The organism is Lentibacillus amyloliquefaciens (genome assembly GCF_001307805.1).
Lineage (GTDB): Bacteria > Bacillota > Bacilli > Bacillales > Amphibacillaceae > Lentibacillus > Lentibacillus amyloliquefaciens.
This window is the reverse complement of record NZ_CP013862.1, coordinates 1266906-1285346: the sequence shown is the minus strand read 5'-3', so window position 1 is coordinate 1285346 and position 18441 is coordinate 1266906. Positions and strand designations below refer to the sequence as shown.

General features: G+C 37.7%; 22 protein-coding genes and 2 pseudogenes. 18 read left to right on the top strand and 6 right to left on the bottom strand.

Annotation, left to right across the window (positions count from 1 at the left end; translation table 11 throughout):
- The first annotated feature begins 22 nt into the window (after positions 1-22).
- The 5 genes from AOX59_RS06445 (at position 23) to AOX59_RS06425 (ending at position 2309) form a co-directional block, all read left to right on the top strand.
- On the top strand, positions 23-499 hold the full coding sequence (locus AOX59_RS06445; protein WP_068443470.1) for an SRPBCC family protein: 477 nt from the start codon (positions 23-25) through the stop codon (positions 497-499).
- 454 nt (positions 500-953) lie between these two features.
- On the top strand, positions 954-1211 hold the full coding sequence (locus tag AOX59_RS06440) for a hypothetical protein (protein ID WP_068443467.1): 258 nt from the start codon (positions 954-956) through the stop codon (positions 1209-1211).
- Between the two features lie 93 nt (positions 1212-1304).
- Positions 1305-1673, top strand: coding sequence for a DUF4181 domain-containing protein (locus AOX59_RS06435; protein ID WP_068443465.1), 369 nt, complete (start codon positions 1305-1307; stop codon positions 1671-1673).
- A 99-nt stretch (positions 1674-1772) separates the two neighbouring features.
- Positions 1773-2027 carry a hypothetical protein gene (locus tag AOX59_RS06430; protein ID WP_068443462.1) on the top strand — a complete coding sequence of 85 codons (255 nt, stop codon included), beginning with the start codon at positions 1773-1775 and terminating at the stop codon, positions 2025-2027.
- Between the two features lie 30 nt (positions 2028-2057).
- Positions 2058-2309 (top strand): DUF3953 domain-containing protein, encoded by a 252-nt coding sequence (locus tag AOX59_RS06425; protein WP_237049379.1) that lies wholly within the window; start codon positions 2058-2060, stop codon positions 2307-2309.
- Between the two features lie 317 nt (positions 2310-2626).
- Here the strand turns inward: AOX59_RS06425 and AOX59_RS19990 are convergent, their stop codons facing one another.
- Positions 2627-3130 carry a CBO0543 family protein gene (locus tag AOX59_RS19990; protein WP_237049378.1) on the bottom strand — a complete coding sequence of 168 codons (504 nt, stop codon included), beginning with the start codon at positions 3128-3130 and terminating at the stop codon, positions 2627-2629.
- Positions 3131-3580: 450 nt separating this feature from the next.
- Between AOX59_RS19990 and abc-f the strand changes: the two are divergent.
- The 5 genes and pseudogenes from abc-f to AOX59_RS06400 all read left to right on the top strand — a co-directional run bounded on the left by abc-f (position 3581) and on the right by AOX59_RS06400 (position 8005).
- A pseudogene (abc-f, locus tag AOX59_RS06415) lies at positions 3581-5175 on the top strand (ribosomal protection-like ABC-F family protein).
- Between the two features lie 230 nt (positions 5176-5405).
- Positions 5406-5597 (top strand): annotated as a pseudogene (locus AOX59_RS19145) (M14 family zinc carboxypeptidase); the annotation flags it as partial.
- Positions 5598-5816: 219 nt separating this feature from the next.
- Positions 5817-6446, top strand: a complete 630-nt coding sequence (locus AOX59_RS06410) for a cupin domain-containing protein (RefSeq protein ID WP_082684293.1) — start codon at positions 5817-5819, stop codon at positions 6444-6446.
- A 496-nt stretch (positions 6447-6942) separates the two neighbouring features.
- Positions 6943-7359, top strand: a complete 417-nt coding sequence (locus tag AOX59_RS06405; protein WP_068443457.1) for a VOC family protein — start codon at positions 6943-6945, stop codon at positions 7357-7359.
- Positions 7360-7480: 121 nt separating this feature from the next.
- A complete protein-coding gene (locus AOX59_RS06400) occupies positions 7481-8005 on the top strand; it encodes a DinB family protein (RefSeq protein ID WP_068443454.1) in 525 nt (174 codons plus the stop codon).
- A 375-nt stretch (positions 8006-8380) separates the two neighbouring features.
- Here AOX59_RS06400 and AOX59_RS19550 read toward each other — a convergent pair whose 3' ends face one another.
- Complete coding sequence (locus AOX59_RS19550; RefSeq protein ID WP_156418649.1) at positions 8381-8554, bottom strand: hypothetical protein; 174 nt, start codon at positions 8552-8554, stop codon at positions 8381-8383.
- A 216-nt stretch (positions 8555-8770) separates the two neighbouring features.
- Here AOX59_RS19550 and AOX59_RS06390 point away from each other — a divergent pair, with 216 nt between their 5' ends.
- From AOX59_RS06390 to AOX59_RS06355, 8 genes are all read left to right on the top strand, one after another.
- Positions 8771-9439, top strand: a complete 669-nt coding sequence (locus AOX59_RS06390; protein ID WP_068443449.1) for a TetR/AcrR family transcriptional regulator — start codon at positions 8771-8773, stop codon at positions 9437-9439.
- A complete protein-coding gene (locus tag AOX59_RS06385; protein ID WP_237049377.1) occupies positions 9426-10151 on the top strand; it encodes an ABC transporter ATP-binding protein in 726 nt (241 codons plus the stop codon). The genes AOX59_RS06390 and AOX59_RS06385 overlap by 14 nt, the downstream gene beginning before the upstream one ends.
- On the top strand, positions 10148-10861 hold the full coding sequence (locus AOX59_RS06380) for an ABC transporter permease (RefSeq protein WP_156418648.1): 714 nt from the start codon (positions 10148-10150) through the stop codon (positions 10859-10861). The genes AOX59_RS06385 and AOX59_RS06380 overlap by 4 nt, the downstream gene beginning before the upstream one ends.
- Before the next feature lies 1 nt (position 10862).
- The gene (locus AOX59_RS06375) at positions 10863-11090 is read left to right on the top strand and encodes a hypothetical protein (RefSeq protein ID WP_068443442.1); all 228 of its coding nucleotides are present in this window, start codon (positions 10863-10865) and stop codon (positions 11088-11090) included.
- 49 nt (positions 11091-11139) lie between these two features.
- Positions 11140-11991, top strand: coding sequence for a type II CAAX endopeptidase family protein (locus AOX59_RS06370; protein ID WP_068443439.1), 852 nt, complete (start codon positions 11140-11142; stop codon positions 11989-11991).
- A 78-nt stretch (positions 11992-12069) separates the two neighbouring features.
- Positions 12070-12570, top strand: a complete 501-nt coding sequence (locus AOX59_RS06365) for a DinB family protein (RefSeq protein WP_082684141.1) — start codon at positions 12070-12072, stop codon at positions 12568-12570.
- Positions 12571-12722: 152 nt separating this feature from the next.
- Positions 12723-13166 carry a VOC family protein gene (locus AOX59_RS06360; RefSeq protein WP_068443437.1) on the top strand — a complete coding sequence of 148 codons (444 nt, stop codon included), beginning with the start codon at positions 12723-12725 and terminating at the stop codon, positions 13164-13166.
- Between the two features lie 117 nt (positions 13167-13283).
- Entirely contained in the window at positions 13284-13607 is a 324-nt protein-coding gene (locus AOX59_RS06355; RefSeq protein ID WP_068443434.1) for a DUF2834 domain-containing protein, read from the top strand.
- A gap of 172 nt (positions 13608-13779) precedes the next feature.
- Here AOX59_RS06355 and AOX59_RS06350 read toward each other — a convergent pair whose 3' ends face one another.
- The 4 genes from AOX59_RS06350 to AOX59_RS06335 are packed head-to-tail and all read right to left on the bottom strand — an operon-like array spanning position 13780 to position 18379.
- Positions 13780-14451, bottom strand: a complete 672-nt coding sequence (locus AOX59_RS06350) for an ABC transporter ATP-binding protein (protein WP_068443432.1) — start codon at positions 14449-14451, stop codon at positions 13780-13782.
- Complete coding sequence (locus AOX59_RS06345) at positions 14444-15562, bottom strand: ABC transporter permease (protein ID WP_068443429.1); 1119 nt, start codon at positions 15560-15562, stop codon at positions 14444-14446. Before AOX59_RS06345 ends, AOX59_RS06350 begins: the two co-directional genes overlap by 8 nt.
- On the bottom strand, positions 15559-16779 hold the full coding sequence (locus tag AOX59_RS06340; protein WP_068443426.1) for an ABC transporter permease: 1221 nt from the start codon (positions 16777-16779) through the stop codon (positions 15559-15561). The genes AOX59_RS06345 and AOX59_RS06340 overlap by 4 nt, the downstream gene beginning before the upstream one ends.
- Before the next feature lie 16 nt (positions 16780-16795).
- Positions 16796-18379, bottom strand: a complete 1584-nt coding sequence (locus tag AOX59_RS06335) for a flagellar basal body-associated FliL family protein (RefSeq protein ID WP_068443425.1) — start codon at positions 18377-18379, stop codon at positions 16796-16798.
- Positions 18380-18441: the final 62 nt, after the last annotated feature.

Genomic DNA, 18441 nt, shown 5'->3' with positions numbered 1-18441 from the left:
GAAAAATGTGAGGAGGAAAAAAATGAATGAATATGGAAAGTTATATGAAAGAGATGGTCGTTGTGTTTTGCAATTTGAGCGTTTTTTTGCACATAAACCTGAGAGAGTTTTCCGCTACATAACGGATCCTGATTACTTTACCAAGTGGTATCCGTTTGCAACGGGAGAGATGGATCTCAATGAAGGTGGCAAAATTGACTTTGATGATGGAGAAGGAACGAAGTATGAAGGAGTGATTACTGCATTCGAGCCACCTGTGGTTTTTGCTTTTCGTGAGGTTGATGATTTGCTGCGAATCGAATTGCAAAACACCTCCGATGGATGTCGAATGACATTTGAGCATACGTTTGATGACTGGTCTTGGGCGTCAGCAACAGCTGCAGGATGGCATCGCTGTCTTGATGCATTGGGTATGATGGTTAACGCACAGCCGCCTGAATGGCCGGATAATGGAGCTGAGTTAAGGGAATTTTATCGGGAAGCATTTGATTCGAATTAGGTAAGAATAATGAAAACAATACTTTAGAGAACTATCAAAGGAAGGTATAGAAATTCAACAAAGGTGCTTATTCCATATAAGGGCGCGTTAACCAAATAAATGTGTGCCGTAATCGGGGCAGATTGTTTAAGATGAAATTTTAAAAGGGAGTGATTAGATTGGATATTATTCATAGCGAAAGTCCCTCATATAGTGCTTATCTTTTAATGATTGTGTTATCCTTGATTACTTTTAGAAAAGTTCAATGGGTGGAAACGAGAAAAGGTACTTTGAAAAAAGAAATACAACATTATAGAAATTACAAAGATGGTGTGTAAGTATTCTTCAAACGGGCGCCATTCCGGAATAAGAATTGCGTCCTTTTCTTCTGAGACTGACCCATTTTGGGGAGAAGAATATGCTAAAATTTAAGTAGGTCATTGACCAAAACCAATGATTAAAGGGGATCTTGAAAATGCCGTGGTCAGATATTAGCTCGTTATTAATTATCATTGCACTTGTGTGTTGGTGCTTTAGTTTAATGCGTGAAAACAGTATTTTAAAAAGAGAAAACGCCAGGCTTCTAGAGAATACTGGGACATATGAAGATATAAAAAATGAGGCAAAAGAAATATTAAAAACTTCAACGGAAGTAAAGACTGTTAAATCATTGAGAGAGAAATATGGTTTGTCATTGATAAATGCGAAGAAAATTGTTGACTCAGTAAGATAGTGTTGATCTTCAGGAATGGGTCGATTATGAAACAAATAATTGACGTTTACGCTAATGAAGCCAGTTGATGGCCTACAAGAGGAGGCATTTAAAATGGCAGTCCTTATTATTATTCTAATTGCTATTCTGGTTTTAGATCAATTTATCAATCGAAAGCTAATAGCGAAATTTAATATAGAGGAATCCGATTTAGGTACAAAATACGTAAATAAACTACATAAATATGGTGAAAAAATACTCTATTGGACCAGTTTTATTGGGATGATTATAGTAATAAATGAATTCTTACATCTCGGAATACTTATTTTTGTGGGTATGACTGCTGTGTTCGCTTTTCGTACCATAATGAAAAGGATTTATCAAAAAGAAAGTAAAACATATCTCTTAAGTGCTATAACTTGTGTCTTATCTATTTTAGGATTGGTTGCCTATGGGGTAACGGATTACTTGAATTTTATTTAAGCAATACGAACGGGCGCCATTCCAGAATAAGACTTGGTGTCCGTTCAGTATATAAGGGCAATTTAATGGAATAGGAAATAGGTAAGGGAGTGAGTTGTTTTGAGTAAAAAGAGCGAAAAGTATTTTTCAAAAATTGATAAGTGGCGAGAAAAATACGGTTCTCTTACTATTGCATTGCTTTGTTTATACAATGTGTTTATAAACTGGGGAAGCCGTTGGGGTTTTACAATCCTTTTTATTCTGGGCGTACTTATTTGCGGAACAATAGGAGTATTTGATATAAAACGGGCTGTTCAAAAAAAGAAAGTTAAAGTGTATTTCTTACTGGTTCAGTTAACGGGCGCGCTAGCCTAATAGGTGCATCCTTCTGAATAGGGCAAGGTCGTGGGAGGGAAAAATATTTTTAAAATACTAAGAGTTACTTTTCAAATAATTAGTGTAGTGTTAGCAGGCTTTATGCTAATAACTAAAGATTTTGAGTTCATCCCTTACTTGGCGTTGGTAGTAGGTATAACTTTTTTGATTACTGGAGTAGTTGAACTTAAAGAAGATAAAAGAGCATTTTCGGGTTATATGAGTATTATTGTTTCCTTGTTTATATTTTTTGCTTCTATACTGGGATTCGTATTAAATTAACGGGCGCAGTTGCGGAATAAAGTACGGCGCCCAAATTGCCATTGTAGGGCCAGATTGTTGAGTAATATGTGTTAAAATAAAAAGTAATTAACTATTGTTTATCACTTTGAGGGGAGTGTGCAAAGTGAACATATATAAAAAGCGTACAATGCCAAAGTGGTTAGTCACTACATCAGGTGTTATCGTTGGAATTGCCATTTATCAAGTATTTAAAAGTGTGTTTTTTTAAGGGTAATAATATACTATTCACTTAACGGGCGCAGTTGTTGAAGAAGCATTGTGTCCGAATTGGGCCATTATGTTGAACAAGGTAATATTTAATATTTGTTTTTCCGGTTTATTAATTTCAACAAAAAACGAATGGCAAGCATGAAGCAAAAAACGCTTAAAAGCGTATATGTCCAGTGCCAATTTACGAATTCGACTATGTTGGTATACTCCTCTATAATTACTTCAACAATGGTTAATCCTGATGTGTATAAAGCACATTGGAAAATGATACCCGGCAAATTTGAACGATAGGACGTTTGATAAAAGTAAACTCCAATAACTGGAAATAACAGAAGCTCGTAAAGATAGCCCGCATTAACGTGATTACTTAATACAAGGTATTTAATCAATTTAAATTCTACAACGATTGTGCCTAAAATCAATGCTGAGTAAGAAGTGAGTAAAAAAGACAACAACCAATCTTTTATAGGCTGTTTTCTTAAACTAAAGATAAAAAGGGCAATACCTAGTATCAGGAGGAACCACAGAATTATTTTTTCCATAAGTTTAGTACCTTTCTTTGCTAACTTGTTTATATTACTATGCCCCATTTAAGTTCTTTGAATAATCGGGTGGTTGAATTCAAATATGTTGATGATTGAGCGCATTGATGGTTTAGGCGGAAAAGGCTTACCTATCGCTATAATAATTAAACTGTTGCGTGATTGTTGCTCAAGATAGGTAGAAAGAGACGTCACTTGACTTCCAAAATGCCAGAAACTAAAATAAGTAGTAACAAAAAGAAAGTGGGGGAACTGTAGGCTCATGAAGTACTAATCCTATTTTTTAGAACAGATGAATGCATATGCCAAAACCTTTCGATAAGAGGTTTTCTTTTGCATGGAATTCATCACTGTTCAGAATAGGATTAGTAGGGTCTAAAAGGTTTACTGCCTGATATATGTATACCTATGCCTCCTATTCTGAACGTGTCTATCCATGAATAGGAGGCTATTTTGTAAAATTAGTCTCCATCTATATTGAAAATGGAGATGATGAGAATGGCATTAATTCACCTTCAAGATATCCGTTGTGAAGTGAAAGACCGTACGTTATTTTATGTTAATCATGTAACCATTTATCCTAAAGATCGAATTGGGCTGGTTGGTTGAAATGGTTCAGGGAAAACAACCTTACTCAACGTTATTGCGAGAAATGTGGAGCCTGAGTCAGGAACTGTGGCTAAAAACGCTGAGGTATCTCTGCTTCCTCAATTGAAACCTTGGGTTCATCAGAAGAGCGGGGGAGAAATCTCCCAGGCGATTATTTACGAAACACTAGCTAAAGAAGCAGCTGTCCTTCTCGCCGATGAACCAACGACTCATCTTGATACAGTAAACGTAGAAAAGGTAGAGAAGCAGTTGCAAGAACAGAAGGGAGCAATGATTATTGTTTCTCATGACCGTGCTTTTTTGGATGCGCTTTGTACACAAATTTGGGAAATAGAAGATGAGAAAGTCCATTTTTATACTGGAAATTACACGGATTATGAGCAACAAAAACTAGCGTCTCGTAAAAGCCATAAAAAAAGTATGAGAAATATGTTCAGAAGCGAAAACAATTGGAAGAGGCGATGCACCAGAAAGAACAGAAAGCGCAGCGAGCGACGAAGAAACCGAAGAACATTTCCTCTTCCGAAGCCAAAATAACAGGTGCAAAGCCATATTTTGCAAAAAAACAAAAGAAGCTAAACCAAGGAGTAAAAGCCATTCAATCCCGGATTAACCAGCTTGATAAGGTAGAGAAAATAAAAGAACTGCCTCCTGTCAAAATGCAAGTGGCAGATGAAGAGAAGCTTAAAAATCGAACGATTATCCGAGGGAACAAGGTGACCGGAATCGCGGGGAATAGGCTGCTTTGGAAGGAATTTGATTTCACAATTACGGCGGGCGATAAAGTAGCGGTCATTGGCCCAAATGGAAGCGGGAAGACAATGTTTTTACGCATGATCTTAGAAGATGCGGATGGAATTCACGTGTCTCCTTCAGTCTCTTTCGGCTATTTCAGTCAGATGCTAGAGGTATTAGATGTAAAGGAATCCATACTGGATAATGTTCGAAAGACTTCGTCTCAAAACCAAACACTCATACGAATTGTCTTGGCACGGCTTGGTTTTTTTCGAGAAGATGTATTTAAACCGGTACATGTCTTGAGTGGCGGGGAACGAGTAAAAGTAGCGCTTGGGAAGTTATTTGTCAGTGACACAAACGTATTGATTCTCGATGAACCGACGAATTACTTAGATATCGAGGCGGTAGAAGCATTGGAGTCTCTGCTTGTCGATTATCCCGGAACGGTATTATTCGTTTCCCATGACCGCCGTTTTTTAGAAAACACAGCCTCCGAGGTCTTCTCCTTTCAAGACAACTGTATCTATTCGTTCGAAGGCAACTATCAAGAATTTGTGAAAGCTCAAGTGGAGCCGGCTGCAGAGCAAACCCCACTGGAAGAAGAAATGTTGAAAGTGGAGATGGAAATAACGAATGTGCTGAGCCAGTTAAGTATTGAACCGACCCAAGAACTTGATCAAACATTTCAAAAACTGTTACGTCAGAAAAAGAACATTAAGCAACAATTAGACAAAGAACATGAATAGTTTGTGATTTGAGTAAATGCTATTGAGGGAGGTTGGTATAAAACAATCAGGCCATTTAATGGAACAACGCATTTTTCTAATGGTAGGTTTTTGAAATAACGTTATTAAGTTAATGGCAGGATAGTTCAATAGCGATTTGTTAGTAAAAAGGACAGTTACGACAAATAGTCGGTAACTGTCCTTTTCTCTAATTTAAAGGAAATCGTCGAAAATATGAACATTAATAATGGGATTATGCATCCAACCGAGGCTTCGATATGAATCGGGACTTCAATCCTGACTTGAATTATACACCACAGCCTGAGGATTTTCCAGCTTCATCTCCCGAACCGGGATGCTATATCACGCCTGATGCACAGACGGTGCGTGATGTTTTGCAGGATCAATTTGAGACTGTAGATGTTTTTATTGATTTGCACCACTAGGGAGAATATGTCATCGAAGGAACGGATGACCCGGTTATAAAATAGCAAGAAGAATATGGAAAACACAGGGGGCGAATGATTGTCGAAGGTGAACGATAAGTTGGACAAATAACGCTTACATGACTCATGGTATCCATCACGTATTTATGATAGTCGCATAATCTGTGATATAACATTTAGCACAAGAAAGGGGCAACAACTGTGACTGAACACAATATGGATTATACAAATCCCAATTTGCACTATTCGTATGACATGGAACAAAGCAGATTCTTTACCAAAAACCAACACAATTATGTGAATGTACTTGGCAAGGAACAAATGCAAACGATGGGAAATGTATTTTTGCTTGACGTGTTTTTAAGTTCCGGTAATATTGTTGAGCCGCATTATCATTTAAACGCATCCGAGTTAATTTATTGTATTACCGGCGAAACAATCGTTTCAATGATCAATCCATCCACGAATGAATTGAACAATATTCGAATCCAACCCCAGCAAGTGGTGACGATTCCACAAGGTTGGTGGCATTATTTTGCTGCAAATAAGGATAACACACATGTCCTTACCATTTATGATATATCCGAGCTCAATACTGTTTGGGGTTCCGATGTGCTTCGTTTGACGCCTCCTCAGGTGTTTGCTCATACGTATTGCCTTGATAAAGAACAGATTCAGCAAGCATTGCAGCCAATCAGGGATACGGTCATTATTGGACCGCCGGCAGATTGTAATCAAAGAAGAGGCAGTTACAGCAATAAGCAGGCTTACTATCAACCCTACTATCACCCTTCCGTTCCATATTATTACACGAGTCAAATGCAGCCACCATATAACCAGCCTTAAAAGTTTGGATTATACGTTGTGAAGGGTGAAAAGGGAGATCATTGAATCTTGATTTAACGTGCTCGGCAAGAAGTCCCCTTTTGAGCCTTGAACTAAAAGAAAAGCATTAGAGATTTTTTTCAAATCTGAATAAAAGGAGATAAAAGATATAGCTTTTGAATTAGCTAGTTTATATTCTACTTACTCTCAAAAGGAAATTTAGAATCTTTGCCTGGCGCCTCATTGTATCTGAAAACCGAATTAAAGCGAACTTTTATTTGGTTATCAGGATCAAAAGAATGATTGAAAAGGGATTGATTTACTTGTAAACTACGGATCGTCACCAGTTGCTAAAAAATATTCCACTTGTTTCAAAGAGTACCCTTGTTCCCTCATTAATTTCTAAAAAGTTTGATAAAATTATGCTAATACGCTTGGACTTAAAGAGTTCCAAAATAGGGTCAGATTCTAGAATAAAGTCTAATATAATTTTAGCGGATATTAGGAGGAAATAAGATTGACTAAACAACTCACACCATTTTTAGTTATGCCAGGAAATGCAAAAGAGGCTATTCAATTCTATAAACGTGTATTGGATGCAGAAGAACTTATACTATCTAAATTCAGCGATATGCCAGAGCCAGAACAGATATCTGAAGAAATAAAGGATCGTGTCGCGTTTTCCATACTGAAAATAGGTGAATCAAAGTTGATGATTTCTGATTCAGCTGGTTCAACTATAAGGTCAGGAAATCTAAATACAATTTGCATTGAGACAAGTGATGCAGAAGAATCAAAAAGAATATATGATGGCTTAAAGGAAGATGGAAACGTAAATCATGCTCTTTCAGAAACCCCTTTTAGTCCTGCTTTTGCCAATTTAACAGATAAATTTGGGGTCTCTTTTCAAATTCTTACCAAGAGCACATCATAATTATTGATATAATCTATCTTTGGAAAACTGGCGTTTTCGCGGAATAAGAATAGAGCTTTAAAACCAATCTGGTAGTGTATAATTAGGGTGCTATATCAAACATGAAAGGAAAAATTTTTAAATGGCGCAGCTTGAATTACAGTTGTATGACTATAACGAATGGGCAAACGGACAAATTTTCAACCGACTAAAAGAGCTTCCCAAGGATGTTTATCGTCAAGAAGTTCAAAGTGTATTTTCATCGATATCTCATGTTTTAGCCCATGTTTATCTTTCTGATCTTGGGTGGATAGAAGTATTTTCTGGTAAAAGTATGAATTATTCATTGAAGCTACAAAAGCAACTAAAAGAGGAAAAAGTGTCAAAGGGAATAGAAGAAATGGAAGCGATGTTTCTTAAACTGTCAGAACGATACAAGTTGTTCCTAAGTAAAATGGAAAACTCAGACAAACCCCTTGTGATTGAAAACCCGAATGGTGATTTGATGGAAACAAGTGTGTTTGAGCAAGTGCTTCATGTTGTGAACCATGGAACATATCATCGTGGTAATATCACTGCTATGTTAAGACAGATGGGTTATGCTTCTATTCCGACAGATTATGGTCTTTATTTATATTTAAAACAAATGGGGAATAATCTAGAATGAATGTTGTGGCAAATCCAATAAAGAAATACATCTTTAATTTTGGTTGTTCATGAATTGGGCGTAATGATGGAATGTTTCAGTAGTTTTTACATGAATGTAAGGAGAATGAGGCGAATTGTTGAAGTTGGAGAGGTGCTAACTCGTCTTATGAGCAATATAAACCAAAAGAAGCCGTTCAATGATGCTGCAGCCCGTAAATAAAATATCGAAGAATGAAGGGAGTATGAAAAAATAAAGAAAATTGCACATTCCGAGTGGAGATTGAGCATGATGGCTCTAGTGGTATTCATCGGGGGTAGTATTGGAAGTCAACTCGTATTTCTGCCTGATGTGCCCCATCTACCTTCTATATATGGGTGCTTGACTGGCTCTGTATTATTGGTGGCTGGCAATGCGATTTACGTGCTCTATAAAAGAAAGAAAAATAACGGGGCGGGAAACAAGAATCAAAACCACGGATAGGTCTGCACCGAACAGAAAGAAAACGCCAAAAATCTTCTCCTGCAACAAAAAATACCATTTGTAATCAAGAATGAAATCAATCATCATCGTTATCCTCTTGTTGAATTTTATCCGCCATAACAAACACATATAGGCCTTGAATTACAAGAATGACAAGCCATATGAAGGCAATAATCCTGGCCCCCTCGTGGTAAAACCATACTTTACCTTACACAATAGATTGTTGAATAATTTTTTTGACAAATCAGTAAGATTATGTAACAATAAACATACCGGTCATCCGGTTTTAGGAGGATGCAACAGTTGACGAGAAAATATAATTCAAAAGAAACAAAAGAAAAAATTATTGCTGTTTCAACGCGGCTTTTTATTGAAAAAGGTTTTGAGAAAACAAGTATTCAGGATATTTCCGAGGCTCTTGAAATGTCCAAAGGAGCAATATATTATCATTTCAAGACGAAGGAAGAAATTATCCAAGCTGTTAGAGAAAATAAATCAAATCATGTGGAAGAAACAGTTGAACAATGGTTACATGAGATTCATGCTCAGTCTGCAAAAGAAAAATTAACTCATCTGTTGGAAAAAGACTTGGCTGATCATAAGACACATTCTCTTGACAATGCATTTAGTACACAAATGAAAAGCTCAGATTTTATTGTGTCAGCAATGAAAGATTCTGTTAATAAAAGCGCACCAATTATTGCTAATATTATAAAAGAAGGTAATGATGATGGGTCCATCACAACTGAATACCCGAATGAGTGTGCGGAAGCTTTTGTTTTATTGTTTAATTTTTGGTGTGATCCAGTAATCTTCAAATGCAGTGAAGAACAGTTGGAACGGCGATTGAAATTTCTTCAATTAATGATGAAAAGAATGGGAGTGGATATTATGAATGAACAAATCCTTCAGAATTCTAAAAGGCTTCTCCAGGAACTATATTCAGACGTGGACAGATATGATGGATCGTAAAATGGCAGTAAATGTTGAAAATTTAATCAAAACATTTAACCAGCAGGAAGTCATTAAATCCTGTAATATGTCTGTCCGCAGAAACTCGGTTTATGGATTTTTAGGAGCAAATGGAGCTGGTAAAACAACTGTTTTTAAACTTTTAATAGGATTGCTTTCACCCACTGCCGGGAGGATAGAGGTTTTGGGGATGGATAGCTTTAAATATAGAGAGAAACTGTTGAGGAATATTGGCAGTATGATTGAAACACCTGTCTTTTATGAGCATTTGTCATGTAAAGCTAATTTAGAGATTCATCTTTCCTATATGGGAATGAAAGATGGTAATATCGATTCGGTTCTCAAGGATGTCGGATTAAATGTTACAGGTGATAAGCCTGTTTCTCAGTTTTCAATGGGGATGCGAAAACGTTTAGGGATTGCGCGGGCAATCGTACATAAACCAAAGATTTTAATCTTAGATGAACCAACCAACGGATTGGATCCTCTGGGAATTCGAGACATGAGATCATTATTCCGGTCTCTTGCTGATAACAATAATATGACAATTTTATTGTCCAGTCACATTTTAAGCGAAGTTGAACATATTGCGGATACGATTGGTGTCATTGCTGATGGAACGGTTGTAGAAGAAGTTGATCTTAACACGATTAAAAATAAATATCCTGATGGACTGGAAAATTACTTTTTTCACGTATTAAGGGGTAAATGATGGTCGAATTAATGAAACTTGAATTAAAGCAAATCAAAATGCGTACCTATATCAAGACAGCTATCCTTATTTCAATCGTTATGATGGGATTTATCTATTTATTTGCATATGCACCAAAACTTGAACCGAATGATCCTGACTTATTGATTTTCTCTGGATACACGAATGTTGTGAAATTATATGGGGTTGTCCATATGACAGCATTTTCCATCCTTGCTTCTGTCATGTATTCACGTTTTATCATTGATGGATATTCAGGTCAGCGCTTAATCTTACTTTTCTCTTATCCAATCAGACGTCAAAAGATTCTTCTGGTGAAATTGGCTGTTGTTTTTTTATTCATCTCCTTGTCAATGGCAGCATGTAACCTCATTGTATTTTCAACGTTTGGAATCACCGAATTAATATATCCTATTGTAGAAGAAACAATCACAACGGCTTTTATACAAGATGCCATTATAACAACTTTTATCATGGCTACTTTAACTGGGTCAATAAGCATTGTAGCGACAGGAATAGGATTTATCAAAAAATCCATACCTGCTGCACTTATATCCGCAATTATTTTGTCATCCCTGTCCTGTAACGTTGTTGCGTATTCCTTGCCTGATTACGATGCCTCCGTGATTATGACTATAATAGCAATGATGGCTGCCGCTTTGACTATTATGTTACTTATTTATAATGTCAATCATATGGAGGTGGAATGATATGGAGCAGAACGTAGAGCAGCAGATTAATCATGTACTTGAAAGTATCGATACACAGCTTTATACACTGAGTGTTGCAGCAGGCATTCTGTTGTTTTTTATAGGGTTGTTCCTAATCATACGAAAGTCTGAAAAACAGAAACAAAGAATAAAAATAACGGGGTCAATTTGTTTGGGAATTGGAATCCTTTCTGTGTTAAGTGGTGTTTTTCAAATTATTAGTCAGTAAAATCATTCAATATTGGAATTGATTTCAATTGAGGGGGAATTGTTATGGGATGAAGATGGAAAATTTTAGTTTTAGCCATTTATTTTTGTATTTCTTACTGGTGTCTTTTTTTCTTTTTGTTTCCGGTAATATTGGACGTTTTTTGATAGAAAATCAAGGTATGAACCGGCAAGCAGGTATGCTACTCCAAGGTGTAATATTTACAGGATTAACGCTTGCAGTGATATACATTCTTAAGAGAAAAAATCCAGACGTGATAAAAAATATTGGGATGAAGGGTGTTCATTCAAAATCGAAATTCATCGTAGGGGTATCTTTGCCCTTTATATTACTGATCACAGGAATTGCGACAGCATATCTATTTGGTGGTATAGACAATGTCAGTCTAAATTTAACAACAAATGTTGTAATGGCCGTGTTAATTAACTCAATCACTGCATTTTTGTATGAGGCATTCCCGGAAGAAGTCTTTATCCGCGGACTTATATTTAACGAGTTGAATAAGAAGTTTCGTTTTATCATCTCGTTGGTATTACAACCGTTAATCTTTGTCTGTGTACCGATTGTAGTGATGGCACTGTCGTCAATATTCTTTGGTAATCCATTTGCAGTAACGCTGGATTATCTCATATTACTCATTTCATTTGGCATTGCTTTGCAATTGTACAGAAAGTATACAGGTTCACTGTGGATGAGTATGATCTTTCATGTCATATATTTAGAGGTAGCAAGATATATCTCTATGGGAGGTGTGTATGATCCGGATGTCGCACTCTTAGAGTTTGATGAAACGTTTGGAGGTTTCATGACTCTCTACTTATCATACTTGTTTATTATAATGCTAAGTGTATTGGTGTTGGGGATATTGGTACATAAAAGATATAAAAAGAATGAAACGTAACTCTATCTGCATTGGCGATCAATCGAAATATGGAATGATGATTAATAATTTTTCCAATTTTAAACAAGGAGTGATCAAGTGGAAAATCATCGGGCAAAAAAAATGTACGATTACCATGTATGGGCTAACCAGCAAGTGTTCCATCATTTGAAACAACTACCAGAACGCGTTTATAACGGTAATGTTGAAAGCGTCTTCCCATCGGTTTTAGATGTTATGGTACATATTTATGTTGTAGACATTACTTGGTTGGAGACAATGAAAGAAAGCAGTTTCCAGGATACAGTTGAAAAAGTTGAGCGCCTCCGTTCAGAAGCATCAGAGGCATCGATAGATGAGCTCAAGGAATTCTATGATGAATTATCTAAGGAATACTATAGCTATTTTGCAGAGCAGCAGAATCTAGAACAAACCATCATTACTGAACACCCTCGATATGGTCGCAGTGAGTTCATACTTGCCGATCTTATTCACCACGTTGTGAACCATGGAACCTACCATCGTGGAAATGTAACCGCGATGCTACGTCAACAAGATCAAAAAGGCGTACCTACGGATTATGTATTTTTTCTTCATTAAAGAATAGGGGTGTTAATGTCACCTAAGAGAAAGCGAATAAACTATCGAATTTCAATCTTTAAGAATGAGCGGGGTAATCAAATAGTGCGCAGGAAAATTTATTAATCTGTCGAATTCTCTTAAAGAACTTATATAAAGGAGTTGATGTTGGTATGAACAGAATTAATCTCATTACTTTAGGTGTGAGAGATATTGGAAAATCGCTGAAATTTTACCGTGACATTGGTTTTGAAGCATCGGTCACAGGGGACGAGGAAAAACCTGTCATTGTGTTCTTTAAAAATGAAGGATCAAAATTAGAGTTATTTCCGCTTGAAGAATTGGCAAAGGATATTAACGAAGAAAATCCTCCTGAATTGTCAAAAAGGGGGTTCTCGGGTGTCACTCTTGCTTATAATGCAAAATCTGAAACTGAGGTTGATGATATTCTTCAATCAGTCAAAAAAGTCGGTGCTCAAGTTGTTAAAGAGCCGCAAACATTATCATGGGGTGGATACGGAGGTTATTTTATTGACCCGGATGGTTATTACTGGGAAGTTGCTTACGGCTCAAACTGGGAATTTGATGACTCAAACATGTTAATCATTAAAGATTAGATTTAAATACCAATATTTATCCAACAGCTAATGGATGGAACTCGATTCATAACTTGAATACCGGTCTTCAATAATACGATTGGGCCAGGTAACGGAATTATAAGGTGGGTGGTAGGAATGAAATATTTCTATGGTGCGTTATCAGTTTTAGGGATAATGCTTCCGTATTCACAATTACTACCTTGGCTTTTTAACTATGGATTTAGTTTAACGCAATTTTTTAGTGAGGTAAGCCAATCTAGAATGGGTGCCTTCGCTTGGTGGGATGTAATTGTATCAATTATCGTTCTCATTGGATTTTTAGTGTACGAAGGAAAACAAAAAGGAATGAGACACTTATGGATACCAATTATCGCGACAGTGACGGTTGGTGTATCCCTTGGACTTCCACTTTTCCTTTTATTAAGACAAATCCATATAGAAAAAAAGGAAAATTTATAGGCAATTATAATGTTTATTATTTTTGTGTTCCTCATATTTATGCAGCTTTCCTTGTCCTGTGGCAACACCTCCCGAGACCTGAACCCTGCAGGCCCGAACAGAATCGGACATTTAGGGGCAGTTAGCCGCCGTTTTCCGGCTGGTTACTGCCCATTCCATGCGGGACAAAATGTTACAATAAAACCGGCTGTTGGCCATATTCTTTTAGAACTTGATGATAAAACGGATCGTTGCCGAGGCAATAGATTTGGTCACATAATTGCATAATTTCATCCATGTCATGTGATGTGTATAAAATCATTTTCCCATTTATTTTGGCTAAATTGGATAAGTAAGCTCCGATTTCTTTACGAGATTTTAAATCGATTCCTGCGGTTGGTTCATCGAGCAGCAATAAGTCAGGCGCATGAATCAGGCTGATGGCTATATTTAATTTTCGCTTCATTCCGCCTGAAAGGATTTTTACCGGTTCGTCCCACTTATCCAATCCCATATCGCTGCATAGTTGTTTAAGTGCTTTTTTACTCGTGTTGTTCCAGGCAAGCCTTTCGAAAAACACCATATTTTCTTTGACCGTAAAATTTTCCCATAATGCAATTTCCTGTGGAACAAAGCCAATGTGCCGGCGGATTTTTTTCGGTTTGGATTCGTATGATTGACTGTTGAGTGTTATGGCACCGGAACCAAGTTTGGTTAAGCCTGCCAAAATATGCAGCAGAGTTGATTTGCCTGCGCCGTTTTCGCCAACCAGCCCAACAATTTCACCGGGGTTTATAGTGAAAGAAATTGTATCGAGAATCCGTTTTGTGTCATATGATTTTGACAGAGATTGAACATCAAGCATAATATCGGTCCTTTCTGATGATCCAAAGAAAAGCAAATAATATAATAAGCATTGACCATAAACTGATATATTCTCCGGAAAGAAGTGGTGTAAGCGGGTTGATTGGGGTAAACCAAGTCAGCCCACCGATGACACTTGTAGGCAGCACGGCAGCACTGCCAATTGAAACGACCAGCACAAATGCAAATGCAAACGTATAATAGACAAATACATGCGAGAAAAGATGTGCTGTTAAAAACGCTGCAACAGCTGCCAATAAACGGTAAATTAATACATTTACAATGCTGATCCATTCCCCAAACATCCAATAGAAAGTGATGACACTCAAAAGGTCAGTTATTAAGAGTATTGTATAGTAAAGAAAGAAATTTTGTATCAAATATGTTTTTAAAGAAAAACGTGTAAATGCCAATCGTAATATAGCTTTTGATCGTTTTTCCTTAATGACCCAGTCAAACAGAAGCCACGTTGACAAGAGACTGAATATGCCCCAAATCCCCCATATTGAGAAGATTCGCGTGTTCTGTTTTGTTTCCGCTGGTGATTCAGGAAATGAAAAGTCGGTATTCAGCAAATTTTCGTTCTTCTGGATTTCTTTGCTTTTTGCGACGATCTCTTCAAAAGCCCAGTCTTCTTGAACGTTGTATTCCTGTTCAAGCTGATTGACGGTAATTGCTGCTTTTGCTCGTCCTGTTTTTTGTTGAACATAAGATATAATCATTTCCTTGACCGGCTGATAGGCAAATGATAAATCAGATTGATAGCTGGTAATTAATCTGTTTCGGTTATCTTCCTGAATATTTTCTTTAAAACCTTCATGGATTACGAATACACTGTCAAGCTTGTGTTTTTCCAATTCGTACAACGCTTCATCTTGATTAAGCCGTTTCATCCTGATAAATGGTGCCCGTTTGATTTCCTCAACCAATTCTTCTGTAGCATCCGTGTTCTCTTCAAGCACAACACCGACTGGAACTTTCGAATCTTCCTGTATAGCACCGGTAATAAGTGTTATACAGACAGTGCCAATTATAGGGAACAGCAGCCAGAAAACGAGGCTAAACCATTGTTTTTTCCAGTGTATTAAGCGCGTTGTTATGATTTGTTTCATGGGGTGTCGCGCTCCTTCCAAGCCGCTGTAGCTATTAGTATAAACCCGGCAGCCGTCACAGTCACGATCATTGGCACGTAATCTGTATAAAATCTGGCATTTAATATAACTTCCTGCAGCCAATAAAAGCCATCACTTGCAAAAAAGTATGGAAGCAAGTCTTGCACATATAACGGGAAATACAAAGTTGGTATAATCGCACCGCTTGCCAGCAGAATGATCAGTGTCACAATTGATTGGAGGAGCAATCGCACCTTTTGCCCTGTGAAAACAACATCCAGAATTGCCAGTATGACCAGATATATTAAGCTGTACAACCCTGTCAGAAGAGCTGTGCGGAAATAGTTTTCTACAGACAGGTCAAGGTCCATGAGCACAACGTATGTATAAAGAGTCAATCCGGTTAAAATACCGGCAGTGATCAAGGTTGTCACAATTTTAGCGGTTAACTGCTGAAGTGTAGTTACCCCATATAAACGCATCCGGTTTTGTATCCCGGGTTGTTCATCAGTCGTGAAAAATGAGTAAAATAAAAACAGCCAGATGGTGGTTATCATAAACCATGCTCCCAGTCCATAATAGTGGACGGGCGAACTGGAAGCGTGGTTACTGATCTCTTCAGCATCTATTGTTCTATCTTTGCCGACAGCATAAATAAGAAAGTTGTTAAATTGCTGAAAAAGTAAATCCTGACGTGATGCATTATCGATAGGGAGCTGTTTTAGATAAAAGTTTATTGTTAAAATATTGGCCTGTGATGTACGAATGTGCCTGGCAATACTATCCAGCAATTCTTTAATTAGATAAGCTTCCGTTTGTTTATCAGGATTACCGGTAATATTTAGTGTGACTGATTCCCCGTTATACAAATCGTCGGTAAAACCCTCCGGAAAAGTTATGTATCCGCTTAATTGATCGTTGATTTGCTTTTTTGCCTGTTCCTCGGTTAGAGCGTTTATATTAACAAAGCTTCCAAGCTGTGATGATTCCTCGATTAATTCGACAACCATTTCTGTTTCCTCTGATTTATCCTGGTCAACAAGTCCGATTTGAATCGGTTCGGCCTCATCAGGCATGAAGATGGATAGGATGACCACTGCGATGAGTGAAACGATTAGAACAGGAAACAGTAAAAGCAGAGGAAGTGCCAGCCACTTCCTCTGCAATTTCTTCAGGTTGCTCCTGATGAACAGGAGGGTATGTTTTAAAAATACCATAATGCAACTTCCTTAATTAAAAGCTGTTCATATTGCCGCCCGGGGCACCCATCATCCCCATGAACCATTGCTGGAATTGTTGAGCGAATTCTGTTTGGAAATACGTCTCTAATTCTTGTGCAGACATGTCGCCAAGTTGTTTTACATTGGAATCATCAGGCTGTGTTACTTCATCAATTGTTTTGGCATCATTCGTGATATTGAGACTGACAAGATCTTGGGGCATATTTGGCATTTCCACGGTCAATGTGTGATCCGCACTCTTTTGATCGTTCTCATATGTGGCTTCTCCGCTCCAGTTCAGACTTCCTGAGCCGTTTGGATCCGGACTGCTGAATGAAAAGACCCGTTCAAATTCTCTTGTGCCATCCTGCAGTTGTGAGGAGCCGTTATAGGACAATTCTAGCCCATCAGCAGCAATCGTGATGGAATCTTCAAGCTGATTATCCTTGTTTGATAGATTGGCATCAACAGACAAAGCCATATCGTCAACAGCGAATTCATAACTTAGATTTTGTTCCTCATTATTTAACAATTGATCGCCATTAATTGTGAAAGTTGTCAACGTCTCGTCTGCAGGTGCTAAGCTCGTTGAAAAATCGCGTTTGACAATCAAGTCATCTTGAACCCAGATGGTTGATGTCAACCCTTCAGGAATCTGGAAATCTTCCAGTCCGCTGATAGCTTCATCAATGGATTGATCAAAAACTTCCATTGCGGCAGTCACATCATTTTCCATTTCATTTGGCAGTGAGCCGGAAGCAAAAACGCCGTATTGCTGCATTCTGATCTGTTCTTCGATAATCTCTTTTAAGTCGTCATCATTTTTCATTTTTTCCAGAACCGTTGTGATTAAATCTTTTAATTGTTGCTCTGAAAGATTGAATGTAATTTTGGTTGCGTCAATCGATTGTTCCTGGACAGTCACTTCTTCCTGTTCTTCCGTAAAGGCGTCGTCAGGCAGTTCGCTGTAAATCATACTTAGATATTCATCCGCTATGTATTCCCGGTCTTCTTCAGGCAAAGTTCCTTCCATCTGATTAAATATTGCCTCAAAATCAATCTGAACATCGCTGAAGGACGGGTCAGTTTCCTGCAGCAGCGGACCTAATTTCTCATCCGTGATTTGCAGCGCTTCATCCAGGAATGGCAGCTGCAATCGGGCATTGTCAGCATCGAGATACATCCCGACATCATTTATTTCAATACCGGCAACATTCATTTGTAAATCTGCCTTCATTTGATTATTGTCCTGATCCACTTGCGATGTGAAGGCAATCGTTGAATTGTTGAGAATTTGTTCAGGACTCATGCCCATTCCACTGCTTGGTGGACCGTTATATTCAGCGGATAATTCCACTGAGTTCTCAGTCGGATTTTCCATTGAATGTTCTCTCCAGTCCATCTCAGGCTGGTAGCGTTCCTCCGCTTTGTCCGTTAAAAATTCGAGAGTGTTCTTTTCTGCTTGAAAATATTGAGCTTTCGGGGAACCAGAGATCAGAGCAAATGCTACTGCACCCCCGCCAATGACCAAAACTGCTGCTACAATAATAGCTATTAACCATTTGGACATTCCTTTTTTCGGTGTGTTCTCTTCCATGAAGATAATCTCCCTTCTTAACATTTCTAAATTATATGTATTATTAAGACACCATCTTAATA